The following is a 12,474-nucleotide window of genomic DNA, read 5'->3' as shown; positions in this document are numbered from 1 at the left end:
CGGTTCGGTAACCTATATGTTCGTCCTCCAACGACTGTGGTTGTCAGAGCGACATGTCTGCCGCCGATCCTCCCACCACGAACTCGAGGACCGCCCCGCCGGAAACCGATGACGAGGAGCGAACCGGGGACCGCGGACCGACCGACCCCGACGACCGCATCCTGAGTCTCGACGTCCTCAGGGGGTTCGCCCTGCTGGGCATCCTCGCGGTCAACATCTGGCTCTTTGCCCTGCCGGTTATCGGAACGGTCAACCCGACGCTGTACGGCGACCTCTCCGGCGGGAACTACGCGGCCTGGTTCGTCAGTCACGTCTTCTTCGAGCGGAAGTTCGTCACGCTGTTTACCTTCCTCTTCGGGGCCGGCGTCGTCCTCTTTACCGAGTCGAAGGAGCGAAAGGGTCAGCCGGCGCGTCGGCTGCACTTCCGTCGGATTTTCTGGCTGCTCGCGATCGGGCTCGGCCACGCCTACTTGCTGTGGTACGGCGACGTCCTCGTCGCGTACGCGGTGTGTGGCCTGCTGGTCGTGTTCGTGCGCAACTGGCGGCCGACGCGGCTGCTCCTCCTCGGACTGATCCTGTTCTCGATCCCGTCGCTGCTGTACCTGGCGAGCGGCGCCGCGTACGTGACGGCGGATCCGGCGACACAGGCCGAAATCGAACAGGGGATGATCGCCGGGTACGGGGCAGAGGGCACTGTCGACGAGGAGATCACCGCCTACCGCGGTGGCTGGCTCGAGCAGATGGACCACCGGGTTCCGACCGCCGTCTCGTTGCAGACGGCCGGGTTCCTCTTCGAGTCACTGTGGATCTACAGCGGCCTGATGATCGCCGGGATGGCCCTCTACAAATGGGGCATCCTCTCGAACGAGCGGAGTACGCGGTTCTACCGGCGGCTGTTCGTCGGCGGCGGCACCCTCGGACTAGCGCTGATCCTCGCCGGCGTCGGCTACCGTGGGCTGATCGGCTGGGAGACGGTCCGAGTGCTCCTGTTCGCCCACCAGTTCAACTACTGGGGGTCGGTGCTGCTGGCACTGGCGTACGTGTCGGGGATCATGCTGCTCTGTCGAGCCGCGGCGGACGGGGTCGCAACCACGGCGCTGTCTGCCGTCGGCCGCACTGCGTTCTCGAACTACTTGCTCCAGACCGTCCTCGCGACGACGATCTTCTACGGCCACGGTCTGGGGCTGTTCGCTCAGTTGAGCAGGCTCGAGTTGCTGGGCGTCGTCGTGGCGATCTGGGCGATCCAGGTGCCGCTGTCGGTCGCCTGGCTGAACCGATTCCGGTTCGGACCCGTCGAGTGGGTCTGGCGGACGCTCACCTACGGGGAGCGACAGCCGCTGCGACTCGAATGAGCGGGAGCGAGAGCGGGACCGGAACCGTTTACTCCGAGACGCCGTCCCGGTCACCGACCGGGAGCGTAATGGTCCGGTCGCTGGCGAACAGCGCGTAGAGCGCGGGCTCGTTCGTCCAGACTCCGACGACGCCGAGGATACCGAGGACGCCGAGACGGTCGACCGGAATCTCCATACTATATTGTCACACAGTTGACAGAATAAACGTATCGCTCGAGCCGACGGAAACGCTCAACTCAGACGTACTGGAACCACTCGTCGTAGGCGTCGGTCTCGCGCTCGACGACCTCGAAGAACCGCGACTGGATCTCCTCGGTCACCGGACCGCGCGAGCCGTCGCCGACGACGACGTTGTCGACCTTCCGGATGGGGGTGACCTCGGCCGCGGAGCCGGTGAAGAACAGCTCGTCGGCCGTGTTGAGTTCGCCACGCGAAATGGACGCGTCGTCGTGGACGGTATACCCCAGGTCCTCCGCGATCTCGATGACGGTGTCGCGAGTGATGCCGTCGAGGATCGACTCCGAGAGCCCGGGCGTGTAGATCTCGCCGTCACGAACCAGGAAGATGTTCTCGCCGGGACCTTCGGCGACGTCGCCTTCCTTGTTGAGGACGATCGCCTCCGCGTAGCCGTTCCGGCGGGCCTCCTCGCCCGCGAGCATGCTGTTGACGTACAGCCCCGTCGTCTTGGCGTTGGTCGGGATCTGGCTCGAGGCGTGTTTCCGCCACGAGGAGACCATCACGTCGATCCCGTTCTCGAGGGCGTCCTCGCCGAGGTAGGTGCCCCAGGGCCAGACGGCGATGGCGGTCTTCGTCGGACAGTCGCCCGGGCTGACGCCAAGCGACTCGTAGCCGTAGAAGGCGATCGGTCGGATGTAACAGGAGGCCAGATCCTGGCGGCGAATGAGTTCGAGAGTTGCCTCGGTGAGTTCCGCTTTGGTGAAGCCGATATCCATCTCGTATGGCTTGGCCGACTGGAAGAACCGCTCGAGGTGTTCCTCCCAGCGGAAGATGGCCGGCCCCTCGGCGGTGTCGTAACAGCGTGCACCCTCGAAGATGCCGCTGCCGTAGTGAAGTCCGTGGGTGAGCACGTGGACCTGCGCGTCGTCCCAGTCGACGAACTCCCCGTCCATCCAGATCGTGTCGACGTCCATCTCGTCGAATCCCATGGTGGTGTGTGTTGAAAGCCACCGTACTAAGTGTTCGCGATTTTCCCAAGACGAGTGGGGGTGGGGATTCCGGCCGACCCCTCGAGGACTCGAACGGGTCGGGACGAAAGGCGAAAACGGGAGAACGAGAAACGGGAGAACGGGTACCGGATGCGATTCGAGCCCTGATACCTCGCCTACTCGACCGTCGACGGACCCTCGAGCAACTCGTCGACGAGCCGGGTAAACCGGTCGATCAGCCGGTCCGGCACCGTCGGCTCCACCTCGGTCAGCAACCGGCCCGTCCGTTCGGGGTTCGCCAGCGCCAGCGTGACACGGTTGCTGTCGTCGTAGCGTTTCGTGACGATCTCGTGATCGACGAGTCGGTCGAGGTGGTACTCGAGCGTGCTTCGGGCGATCCCGACGTCCGCAGCGACCGCACTCGGGGCTGCGGGTTCGTTTTCGATCAGGTAGACGACGATCTCGCGAGTCGTCTCGCGGCGAAACAGCGCCAGCGCGGCGCGTTCCCACTCGTCGTACTCCGGGGGGTAGTAGTGAGTGCGCCCGTAGAACTGCTCGCGGACGAGGTCGCCCCGGTCGATCAGCCGTCGGACGTGGTACTGGATCTGTCCCGGCGCGAACTCGGATTCCCTGACGAGTTCGTTGAAGTGGATGCCGGCGTTTGCGTGCACTTGCGTTCTGATCTGTCGTCGCGTGTTGGTCATTGGAATCGCACCCGTGAGTTACGTCCTGCTAGCCGGGGTACACTGATAACGGGTTTTGCTCGTTCCCGATGGCTGGGAACGGGTCATATGACCCGAATACAAGATCCCGTGGGCGGAGTCCGTTCCCCGGCCGATGAGGGGCTGATCGCCGCGGCTGGTCCCCGGTCGTCGACGACGACAGTGCTCTCACTCCGCCGGTCCGACAACCACATCAGGGTTCAAACACGGCACGCAGCACACATAATGTAACCACCAGTGGTTTACAGGTCGGCGTAGGAACACATACTGTTATAGGGCATCCTCCTGTTGGCAGCGGTACAGCGTGGCCGCCCGATGAGGGCCCTCGATGCGTGTCCGCTGTTGAGAACCCATGGCAATAGACGAACGCTATCACCTGTTTATCGGCGGTGAATCCGTCGAGGCCTCGACCGACGAATCGATCACAACGACCGACCCCGCGACGGGCGAGTCGCTGGCGCGGGTCCCGGCAGGGACCGCCGCGGACATCGACCGCGCGGTATCGGCCGCACGGGACGCCGCTCCCTCATGGCGATCGAAAGCCCCCGCCGAGCGGGCACGGATCGGTCGCCGGATCGCGAAACAGATTCGGGAGCACGCAGACGAACTCGCACGCCTCGAGAGCCGAGACCAGGGGAAACCGTTGACACAGGCCCACCACGATGTCGACGGTGCAGCACGGTTCTTCGAGTACTATGCTGGAGCGGCCGACAAGATCGAAGGAAAAAGCATTCCGCTCGAGGACGAGCAGTTCACGTTCACGGTTCGGGAACCGTACGGTGTCAGCGGGCAGATCGTTCCCTGGAACTTTCCGCTCAACCTGACTGCTCGCGGACTCGCGCCGGCGCTGGTGGCGGGGAACACGGCTGTTATCAAGCCGGCACCGACGACACCGCTTTCCGCGTTACACCTCGCGGAGCTCTGCCGGGACGCCGGTGTCCCCGACGGCGTCGTAAACGTGGTTACCGGTGGCACGGAACCCGGTGCTGCACTGTCATCACACGAGGAGGTCGACGTGCTCACCTTCACGGGCAGCGTCCCGACCGGGCAGGCCGTCATGGAGTCCGCGGCGGAACACATCACGCCGGTGACGCTCGAGTTGGGTGGCAAGAACCCGGCGATCGTGCTCCCGGACGCCGATCTCGACGACGCCGTGTTCTGGATCGCAGTCGGTATTTTCACGAACGCCGGGCAGGTGTGTTCCGCCGCGGACCGCGCGATCGTTCACGAGTCGATCTACGACGAATTCGTCGAGCGAATCGTCGATCGGGCGGAATCTTACCCCCTCGGACACGGGCCGGAAGATCCCGGAATGGGGCCGATCAACAACGCTGACCAGTACGAAACCGTCCTCGAGTACATCGACATCGGCATAAGCGAGGGAGCGACGCTCAAGACCGGCGGAGAGCCGGGAGACGACGACGGGTATTTCGTTCGGCCGACGGTGTTCTCCGACGTCGATCCGGAGATGCGAATCGCCCAGGAGGAGATCTTCGGCCCGGTTTTGACGGTGATCCCGTTTTCGGACCGGGACGAGGCGATCGAGATCGCAAACGACGTCGAGTTCGGCCTCACTGGCGGCGTCTTTTCCCGAGACATCAAACGGGCTCTCGGGGTCGCCCGCGATATCGACGCAGGAAGCATCTACGTGAACGAGTGGTTCGGCGGTTCCGAGGAGACGCCGTTCGGCGGAATGAAAAAGAGTGGCATCGGTCGAGAGAAGGGGTTAGAAGCGCTCGATTCGTATCTACAGACCAAAGCGCTCTCGATAAACCTCTCGGAGTGACGGCCCCAGCACGATGCCGTTCTCGTAGCGGCTGTCGTCGGTTGCGACACAATCCCTTCTCGTTGCGAATCGACTCGTTTCGGTACCCCAGGCAGTCAATGACGAGCTACCCGGCCGATTTCTCCATCCCGAACGGGCCCCAGCAGTGGCATCTCCACCTCGAGACAGTGGCACGACCGAAGCACATACGTAACTCTCCGCCCGATGTACGGTAGCGGCAATGGCCCACACGAACCCGCTCGAGATCGGATGGCTGGACCCTCAGCTCGCACCCGTGTTACTCGGGGTCATCGTGCTGGCAGCCGTCGGGACGACGGTCCTCTTCTGTTGTGGCGTCGTCGCCTACTCCCGCCGGCGATCGACCCGGTACCTGCTCATTACAGTCGTCCTCGGGCTGCTCGTAGTCCGATCGCTCGTCGGTCTCGGAACGGTATTCGGGCTCGTACCGATGACGATCCACCATCTCGTCGAGCACGGCTTCGACTTCTCGATCGCGGTGTTGGTGCTGTATGCGGTGTATCGAAGCGGATCCGGCTCCGAAACGGAAGAAAACACCGACAGGCAGTCGGCCGATCGAATCGAAGCCGACGACTGACGGCTACCGACCGCCGATCTCAGCCCAACCGCTCGAGGATGTTCCGACCCTCGAGATAGGTGAAGCCGTGGCGCTCGGCGTAGGCTCGGGCGTCGGCGGAGGAGAGGGCCTCCCCGGTTTCGTCGTCCAGCATCTCACAGACCACGACGGCCGGCGGGAGGGCCGCTGCCTCGGCGAGCGCGACCCCGAGTTCGGTGTGGCCCTCGCGTTGCTCGAGCAGGTCCGGCGCGGCCTTCAGCAGGTGGACGTGTCCGGGGACACGGAACTCGTCGGCGAAGGCCGTCTCCTCCGGCGTTGCGGCGGCCGACCCCAGCGCACGGATCGTCCGCGAGCGGTCGTTGTCCGTGATCCCGGTGTAGGTGTCGCGGTGGTTGACCGTCAGCGAGAACGACGACCGCTCGTCGTAGCCGAGGTCGTGGCTCCCGGTCGCGGGGTGGTCGACCTCCTCGGTGTAGAACGGCAACTCGAAGGATTCCGCGACCTCGTGGCCGAGCGCGACACAGACCAGGCCGCCGGCATCGTTTCGCAGGCGCGCGACCGCCTCGGGGGAGACGGCGTCGGCGTGGTAAATCAGGTCCGTCTCGCCCTCGCGGTCGGCCGCGTCGTGGACGAGCACGGGATCACCGGCATCGAGCGACTCGAATGCGCGATCGACGGTGTCGGTCGTCGATGTCTGCGGGTTCGACCCGCTGGACCCCGCGTGGCGGTCGGTGCCGGTCATCGGCGATCACCCACCGAGACCGTGACGTGATCCCCGTCCTCGAGGCCGAGTTCGTCCCGGAGCCTGTCGGGTGCGATGACCTCGAGCTGGTCCTCGTCGTGGTGGGTGCGTTCGGGCGCGATGGTGTGTGCCCCCTCGTAGCTCTCGCCGTCGGCAGTTTCGATCGTCGCCGGATAGCAGACCGCAGGGCCGTAGGTCCGGTCCTCGTCCTCCCAGCCGTCGATGGGGACCGGCTCGAGCGAGGAGACGGCGCTGCGACGCCGGACGCTGTCGTCGCGTAGCTCGACGTTCAGCGTTCCGGGAAACGGCTCGTACCCCAGCCGGTCCTCGAACTGGCGCTGGTAGCCCGACAGCGAGATGTAATGGCGACCTTCGCCCATGCCGCTCGTGATCGTTCCCTCGAGGTCGACCTCCGAGTCTGCCTCGAACACCCGGCGGTAGTCCTCGTACTCGGCGCGAAGCGCACGCTCACCGTCGTCGGTGATCGCGACCCACTGGCCATCGCTGACGGTGTCGCGCTCGAGGAGGTCGCCCGACTCGAGGCGCTGGAGCCGACGGGAGGCAGTCTGGTTCGACGCATCCAGGCGATCCGCAAGCTGGGAACAGGAAATCTTGACGTCGCCTGCGAGTCCGCCTTCGAGCGCGAGGAGTTTCAGCACGGCGATTTCGTCGGGGCCGACGGCGGACTCCGTTATCGTTGACATACCCGAGATTTTGGGCCACCCACCCAAAAGCGTATCGGATGTGGTATGCATCACAAAACCGTGATGCTGTTCACGGGAGTTTACTTCCTCCTGAATGGTTCGTCGAGCGAAGCAAAAACCCACCGGTGTCGGCAGGGATAGCTCAGAGCTCCGTCGCGACGTAGTCGTCGATCGCAGCCACCCGTTCGCGGTCGAAGGTCCAGAACCCGTCCCAGATCCGTGGTTCTGCCTCGTAACAGACGAGCGCGGCCGGTGTCGCGTCGGGCGCGGTCGGATCCGCCGGCCGGTGAACGACGAACCAGCCCTTCCGATACTCCGGGTCCTCTCCCGTGTGGACCGCCACGTCGAGGTCCGGCCGCTTGCCGTCCGCGACCCCGTAGACGTGGACCTCGACCGGCGCGTCCTCGAGTCGTTCGTACACCTTGCGCGTCCCGACCTCGTCGTTGAGTCGGGTGAGCGTCTGAAACGACGACCGCAGCGTACCGCTATCGGCCGCCCAGGCCTGTCGCTCGACGTACCGCGAGATGACGATCAACAGGAGCTTCTCCTTGTGCGCCAGCGGATACCCCCGAAGCCGGAGCCGCGTCTCGTCGAGGTTCGCGAGCAGGTCGGGGAGGTCGACCTCCTCGAGGCCGCGCGCGCCGGTGACGAACAGGTCGGAGTTGATCGCGAGGATCGACTCGTACAGCTCCGGCATCGGCGAGGCCGCGACCGGCGACCCGTCCTCGAGGAGGACGGCGACGTCGGCGTCCGTGTCGTCGATCGTCTCGGGATCGAGGAGGTCCGACCTGCTCTCCGGTTCGACGGCGATAGAGCTCTCGTCGAACGTCTCGGCGAGCATGCCCGTAAGTGGATCAGCCGACCCGTCGCCGACGATGGCGATGGCGTGATCCGGGGAGCCCGCCGATTCGATGAACGATCGAAGACTCACTCGGTTGGGACTAGGAACGATCCCGTCTTAAAAATACTCGCCGAGTGACTGGTTCGGGTCGATTTCGGGGACGGCGGACCGACGGTCGGACGACTCGAGCGGAGTCCGAAGGGGCTCATACGGTTTCCTGTCCGCCAGTCCCGACGCAACCGTCGCCCGGGTCGCGGTTGCGCCGGAACATGGGGAGAGCAATCCGTATCAGTCGCCGGCAGTTCCGGTCACCGGGTCTCGCTCCCAGAACTCGCTGTCCTTCTTCAGTTTGGGGACCCAGGTGTCGCTGGTCTTCGAGAGCAAGGCGACTCGAGAGGCCGGCACCTCCTTGCACTCCGTGAACTCGGGCATGTACTCGCCGACCTCGCGGGCGAACTCGGCGACTTCCTCGTGGTCGGGCATCGAGGAGCGGTCGAGTCGCCCCTGCGAGTGGCCGACGTGCATGTACGCCTTGAGTTCGATGAAGTCGGGGTCGGCCTGCCCGTAGAAGCCCGCGTACCAGTCTGGGTGGTGCATGTTCTCGCCCTTGACGAGCGTCGTCCGCAGCACCGTTCGAGTGTCGTCTTTCTCGGCGAGGACGTCCATCGTCTCGAGCAGCCGTTCCCAGGCGTCGTCCTCGACGGCCTTGACCACCTGGTCGAACGTGTGGCGCTCGGGGGCGTCGACGCTGACGTACAGTTGCGTCGGCTCACAGTCCCGCAGGACGTCGGGGTTCGTCCCGTTCGAGACGAGGAAGGTGGTGATGTCGCGGTCGTGAAACGCCTCGAGGAGTTCCGGCAGGTAGGGGTAGAGCGTCGGTTCGCCGTCCAGCGAAATCGCGACGTGGCGGGGTTCCATCGCCTCCTCGAAGACCTCTCGAGGGACCTCGTCGTTGCCGCCGAAGCCGGACAGCAGCTTCTTCTGCAGTTCGATCGAGGCGTCGACGACGGCTTCGGGGTCGTCCCACTCGACATCGTCCAGTTCGTAGGCGTGACCCCGGTGGTCGCGCCAGCAGAAGACGCAGCGTTCGTTGCACTTGACAACGGGCGTCATCTGGATACAGCGGTGGGACTCGATGCCGTACCAGATGTTCTTGTAACACTTCCCCTCGCCGCGCAGGGCGTTCGCCGTCCAGCCGCAGGTCTGGGCCGCCGTGTGGTTCTCGCTGTGGTAGTCCGGACTCGAGACCTGTGCCGGACCGCCGTCGTCACCGTCGGTTGCGTCGGTCCCCGGGCCGACGCCGGAATCGGCGGAGTCGCTCATGTTGCTCGCGCTTGGACGGGCGCGGACAAAAGACGTGTGGTCCGCGACAGGCCCTTACTCCCGCTCCGGAAGGGCCCCCGGTTCGGCCGGTTCGTCGTCCTCGGTCGTCACCTCGCGTTCGAATCCGTAGAGGACGAGCCCCGTATTCGACGTCATGATGACTCCCGGAATCGGCGCGTCGGTAAAGAGGTACAGACAGACGCCGACCGCGACCGCTCCCGCCACGGCCGCGGCCCACAGCAACGGCCTCGAGACGCCGACGCGAGTGGCGTCCCGGTAGGTCCAGGCGAACAACCCGACCGACGTCGGGAATCCGAAGACCGTGACGAGCGTGTAGACTACCATACCTCGACGTTCGTCGGACGAACAAAAAGCGTTCTGAGGAAGACGTTCCGAAGCCGTTCGAATCTCACTCGACCGACCCACTCGTCGCACCGACGCCCACGACGGACGGCGGCGATCGGTTCAGGGGTAGACGCTGAGATCGAACTCGTACCACTGACCTCCGTACTCCGCGACGGCGTTGTAGAAGTGCATCGAATCGTCGATCGCGTCGTGGGGCTCGAGGTACTCGGCGATGGTGAGATGCTCCAGCACCTCCTCCAGTTCTGACGAGAGCGGCGGTTTCTCCTTGTAGACACTCTCGTCGGGAGGAGTGAGGTTGACACGGGTCGCCTCGTCCAGTACCTCAGCCGCCCCTTCGGAGAGGTCGACGTTCGAGAACCGCACGTCTGGATACGTGTCCTCGGCGTACTGGCGGTACTCCGTGTACGATTCGGCGACGGGTTCGACGGTGAACGTCTGTTCCGTCTTTTCGACGGATCCTCGCTCGCTCACCGCCCGGAAGTACTCACCGTCGTGCTCGAGGTAATCGAACGGCGGGTCCGGCACTAGATTGCTCGAGTCTGCGTCGAGTTCTTCGTGGAAAACGACGGTAAACCGGTTCGGACGATCGGGATCGAAGTCCCGTCGGTCCCGGTAGGGGATCATCCCCTGCGCTGCCTCGAGGATCATTCGATCCTGCTTCGAGAGCGAGTTATCGGACAGCGAGATAATCGTCGCGTCCTCGCCCGGATTCTGATCGTCCCAGTCGAGGTAGAACACCCATCGTTCGCGTTCGACCGCCGCTTGCGATTCGATCCGGACGCGATAGTACGTGCCGTCGTACGCGAAGGCTGTCCGCTGGTCGCGCCAGGTCGGCCCCCACTTCGATCGAGAGGACAGTTCCCACCCTCTCGTCGAGACGGTCCCGGTGTCGACGAGTTCGTCGATTTTGGTCCGCTTGTACTCGTCCGACAGTTCGACGCTGTACGCCGAGTCGACGTCGAATGGATCGATCAGGTACTGTCGGATCGATTTCGACGGACCTGTAGCGATGTTGTCGATGTGGAGCCCCTTCAATCGAAATTGAGAATCAGGACTAGGAACAGAATCGGAGACCGAGACAGAGATACACCCTGCCGTGAGCGCTCCCGTTGCTGCGGCCGCCGTGGTGAGGAATCTTCTTCTGGAATGTCTTTGATTCATAATCTTAATTGGTTGAGAATTGAGTACATTTAGTACTCATGTTTGATTGGTTCTCTTACATAAATACAATGCCGAGTCAAAATGTGGTGCTCACGACCCTTGGGGGCACCGTGGCGGACAAGGAGTAGGTTCCGGCTCCTCTCCAAAACCTTGGTCAAGCAAGAGCTGCCGACAGTACCTGCCACAGCGGCTGAAGCAGTTTGCGAGATACATGGTTACTTCAGATATTGTTTCATCAGTCCATTCGTTTAGTGGATCCTCAGGTTGAACTGCCGGTTCATTCTCGAGGATAGTGTGGAATACACTGTCCGAGTAATCACTGCTTAATTCTGCTATCTCCTTTACAGCCGACTCTGGACTATCAATTGAGAGAGTCGTATGCCCTGTAAAATACTGCTGGAACTCGTCCTCGTACGAGTCTCTTATCAGCTGTTCGTATCCGTAGTGTAACCAGTTCTTTGGCGAGGAAATTGAGATGTCAAAAGTCACGTACGTGTTCGGAACGCCACTGGAATCTACTCCCACCTCAATATCCCATACAATACCAGCCTGTTCAATACCACATCCGGTGTGTAGCGGTTGCGCCATGTCGTGGAGGTAATGTGAAGCCCACGCAGTGTACTTCCGTGTATAATAATCGCTACTAGCCGACAAAGCTTCATCATAGAAATGGGCAAAGACTTGCGGTGCCGCCCCAATACTTCCTATCTCAATGTCGGAAGTTAGAGGGACTGGAATTGTGATGGCAGTGGGCTCATAGTATTGAGAATAGTTATCGAACCACACTTCGTTTGCCTTTTCAGTGAGAAGATATCTAACTTTGTCTGCGATCCAGTCCGCAGACGTAATCCCCGGATGCTGAATGACGTCTATTACATCAACATCTGGATCAACACGATCGTTAGCCCATTCACTGAAATCGTCGGGGTCTCTCGCCCAATTAGAGAAATCGGCAGAGGAACTGACATCATCTTTGGTATCCTCAAGTAATTCGGGATGATGTACTGGCTCCCATTGCGGAGTAATATTGGAATCGGAGTAGCCGGAACGCTCAGATCCGAAAGCACTGATTGAAGATTTGAGCGCTATGAAATCCTGATCGGTCTGCACAGCCGGGATACCACCCTCTGATGGTGCCGGCCGACTCCGCCCTTCATCGTCGGATTCAAGAATTGGTCTAGCACTCCGCCGTTCACTGTTCAAATTCTTTTGGGCTTGATCGCTGAGCTGAAATCGTTTCTCGTTGCCGTCCTGAACGACCTCCACTGGATATCGTGCACGCAAGTTCTCGACATAACGTCGAGCGGACTCGTATTCACGACCCTCAAGCGACGACGCAGTAAAGTGGCGATCAATTGCGTCATCCGACAATGCGAGTAGATACGGATGAGAGGTTATCTCGTATAGGGAGTCGCTATACTTTATAACTTCCACATTTGGGAAGGGAAGCCTTTCCACTTCTGGTTCCACATCAGGATTCGAAGAAGCGCTTGTCACGCCACTACTGAAAGTCAGTCCGATACCTGCTGATGACAGGAGTTTCAGCGTCGATCGTCGATCAATGCTTCTTCCGCCATCTCTTTGTCTTTGCATTGCAGCTATAGCTATAACTAATTACTTAATAAAACTACTGTTCTAGATTAATTATAGAAATTTCCATAATAGAGGTTATTATAAACAATGTATGTGTTTAGCCCGGGCTGATTTCGGTACTCTCTCGTAGGAAGCGTTCAACGG

13 protein-coding genes are annotated in these 12,474 nt (G+C 61.9%); 3 read left to right on the top strand and 10 right to left on the bottom strand.

Going from position 1 to position 12,474, the window contains the following annotated elements:
- Positions 1-53 precede the first annotated feature (53 nt).
- Positions 54-1,352 (top strand): DUF418 domain-containing protein, encoded by a 1,299-nt coding sequence (locus CHINAEXTREME_RS09190; protein ID WP_007143241.1) that lies wholly within the window; start codon positions 54-56, stop codon positions 1,350-1,352.
- 28 nt (positions 1,353-1,380) lie between these two features.
- Here the strand turns inward: CHINAEXTREME_RS09190 and CHINAEXTREME_RS21445 are convergent, their stop codons facing one another.
- From CHINAEXTREME_RS21445 to CHINAEXTREME_RS09180, 3 genes are all read right to left on the bottom strand, one after another.
- Positions 1,381-1,527, bottom strand: coding sequence for a hypothetical protein (locus CHINAEXTREME_RS21445; protein ID WP_156875539.1), 147 nt, complete (start codon positions 1,525-1,527; stop codon positions 1,381-1,383).
- A gap of 61 nt (positions 1,528-1,588) precedes the next feature.
- Positions 1,589-2,518 carry a branched-chain amino acid transaminase gene (locus tag CHINAEXTREME_RS09185; RefSeq protein WP_007143240.1) on the bottom strand — a complete coding sequence of 310 codons (930 nt, stop codon included), beginning with the start codon at positions 2,516-2,518 and terminating at the stop codon, positions 1,589-1,591.
- 176 nt (positions 2,519-2,694) lie between these two features.
- Entirely contained in the window at positions 2,695-3,222 is a 528-nt protein-coding gene (locus CHINAEXTREME_RS09180; protein WP_029601540.1) for a winged helix-turn-helix transcriptional regulator, read from the bottom strand.
- A 370-nt stretch (positions 3,223-3,592) separates the two neighbouring features.
- Here CHINAEXTREME_RS09180 and CHINAEXTREME_RS09175 point away from each other — a divergent pair, with 370 nt between their 5' ends.
- Complete coding sequence (locus CHINAEXTREME_RS09175) at positions 3,593-5,026, top strand: aldehyde dehydrogenase family protein (RefSeq protein WP_007143238.1); 1,434 nt, start codon at positions 3,593-3,595, stop codon at positions 5,024-5,026.
- 220 nt (positions 5,027-5,246) lie between these two features.
- On the top strand, positions 5,247-5,621 hold the full coding sequence (locus CHINAEXTREME_RS09170; RefSeq protein ID WP_007143237.1) for a DUF7471 family protein: 375 nt from the start codon (positions 5,247-5,249) through the stop codon (positions 5,619-5,621).
- A 19-nt stretch (positions 5,622-5,640) separates the two neighbouring features.
- Here the strand turns inward: CHINAEXTREME_RS09170 and ribB are convergent, their stop codons facing one another.
- From ribB to CHINAEXTREME_RS21440, 7 genes are all read right to left on the bottom strand, one after another.
- Entirely contained in the window at positions 5,641-6,342 is a 702-nt protein-coding gene (gene ribB / locus CHINAEXTREME_RS09165) for a 3,4-dihydroxy-2-butanone-4-phosphate synthase (protein WP_007143236.1), read from the bottom strand.
- A complete protein-coding gene (locus tag CHINAEXTREME_RS09160) occupies positions 6,339-7,046 on the bottom strand; it encodes a DUF120 domain-containing protein (protein WP_007143235.1) in 708 nt (235 codons plus the stop codon). Before CHINAEXTREME_RS09160 ends, ribB begins: the two co-directional genes overlap by 4 nt.
- A 142-nt stretch (positions 7,047-7,188) precedes the next feature.
- Entirely contained in the window at positions 7,189-7,977 is a 789-nt protein-coding gene (locus CHINAEXTREME_RS09155; RefSeq protein ID WP_007143234.1) for a DICT sensory domain-containing protein, read from the bottom strand.
- Between the two features lie 198 nt (positions 7,978-8,175).
- Positions 8,176-9,210 (bottom strand): 4-demethylwyosine synthase TYW1, encoded by a 1,035-nt coding sequence (twy1, locus tag CHINAEXTREME_RS09150; RefSeq protein ID WP_007143233.1) that lies wholly within the window; start codon positions 9,208-9,210, stop codon positions 8,176-8,178.
- Positions 9,211-9,264: 54 nt separating this feature from the next.
- Entirely contained in the window at positions 9,265-9,555 is a 291-nt protein-coding gene (locus tag CHINAEXTREME_RS09145; protein ID WP_007143232.1) for a hypothetical protein, read from the bottom strand.
- Between the two features lie 120 nt (positions 9,556-9,675).
- Positions 9,676-10,611, bottom strand: a complete 936-nt coding sequence (locus CHINAEXTREME_RS09140; RefSeq protein WP_007143231.1) for a hypothetical protein — start codon at positions 10,609-10,611, stop codon at positions 9,676-9,678.
- A 216-nt stretch (positions 10,612-10,827) separates the two neighbouring features.
- Positions 10,828-12,330, bottom strand: coding sequence for a phospholipase C/P1 nuclease family protein (locus CHINAEXTREME_RS21440; protein ID WP_152423911.1), 1,503 nt, complete (start codon positions 12,328-12,330; stop codon positions 10,828-10,830).
- Positions 12,331-12,474: the final 144 nt, after the last annotated feature.

This window comes from Halobiforma lacisalsi AJ5 (assembly GCF_000226975.2).
Lineage (GTDB): Archaea > Halobacteriota > Halobacteria > Halobacteriales > Natrialbaceae > Natronobacterium > Natronobacterium lacisalsi.
Note: the sequence above shows the minus strand (reverse complement) of the source record. Positions and strands in the feature narration are given on the sequence as shown.

Coding starts and splice junctions, on each gene's coding strand:
- CHINAEXTREME_RS09145 (WP_007143232.1), bottom strand. CDS start 9,555: ATGGTAGTCTACACGCTCGTCACGGTCTTCGGATTCCCGACGTCGGTC.
- CHINAEXTREME_RS09185 (WP_007143240.1), bottom strand. CDS start 2,518: ATGGGATTCGACGAGATGGACGTCGACACGATCTGGATGGACGGGGAG.
- CHINAEXTREME_RS09170 (WP_007143237.1), top strand. CDS start 5,247: ATGGCCCACACGAACCCGCTCGAGATCGGATGGCTGGACCCTCAGCTC.
- twy1 (WP_007143233.1), bottom strand. CDS start 9,210: ATGAGCGACTCCGCCGATTCCGGCGTCGGCCCGGGGACCGACGCAACC.
- CHINAEXTREME_RS21445 (WP_156875539.1), bottom strand. CDS start 1,527: ATGGAGATTCCGGTCGACCGTCTCGGCGTCCTCGGTATCCTCGGCGTC.
- ribB (WP_007143236.1), bottom strand. CDS start 6,342: ATGACCGGCACCGACCGCCACGCGGGGTCCAGCGGGTCGAACCCGCAG.
- CHINAEXTREME_RS09190 (WP_007143241.1), top strand. CDS start 54: ATGTCTGCCGCCGATCCTCCCACCACGAACTCGAGGACCGCCCCGCCG.
- CHINAEXTREME_RS21440 (WP_152423911.1), bottom strand. CDS start 12,330: ATGCAAAGACAAAGAGATGGCGGAAGAAGCATTGATCGACGATCGACG.
- CHINAEXTREME_RS09160 (WP_007143235.1), bottom strand. CDS start 7,046: ATGTCAACGATAACGGAGTCCGCCGTCGGCCCCGACGAAATCGCCGTG.
- CHINAEXTREME_RS09180 (WP_029601540.1), bottom strand. CDS start 3,222: ATGACCAACACGCGACGACAGATCAGAACGCAAGTGCACGCAAACGCC.
- CHINAEXTREME_RS09175 (WP_007143238.1), top strand. CDS start 3,593: ATGGCAATAGACGAACGCTATCACCTGTTTATCGGCGGTGAATCCGTC.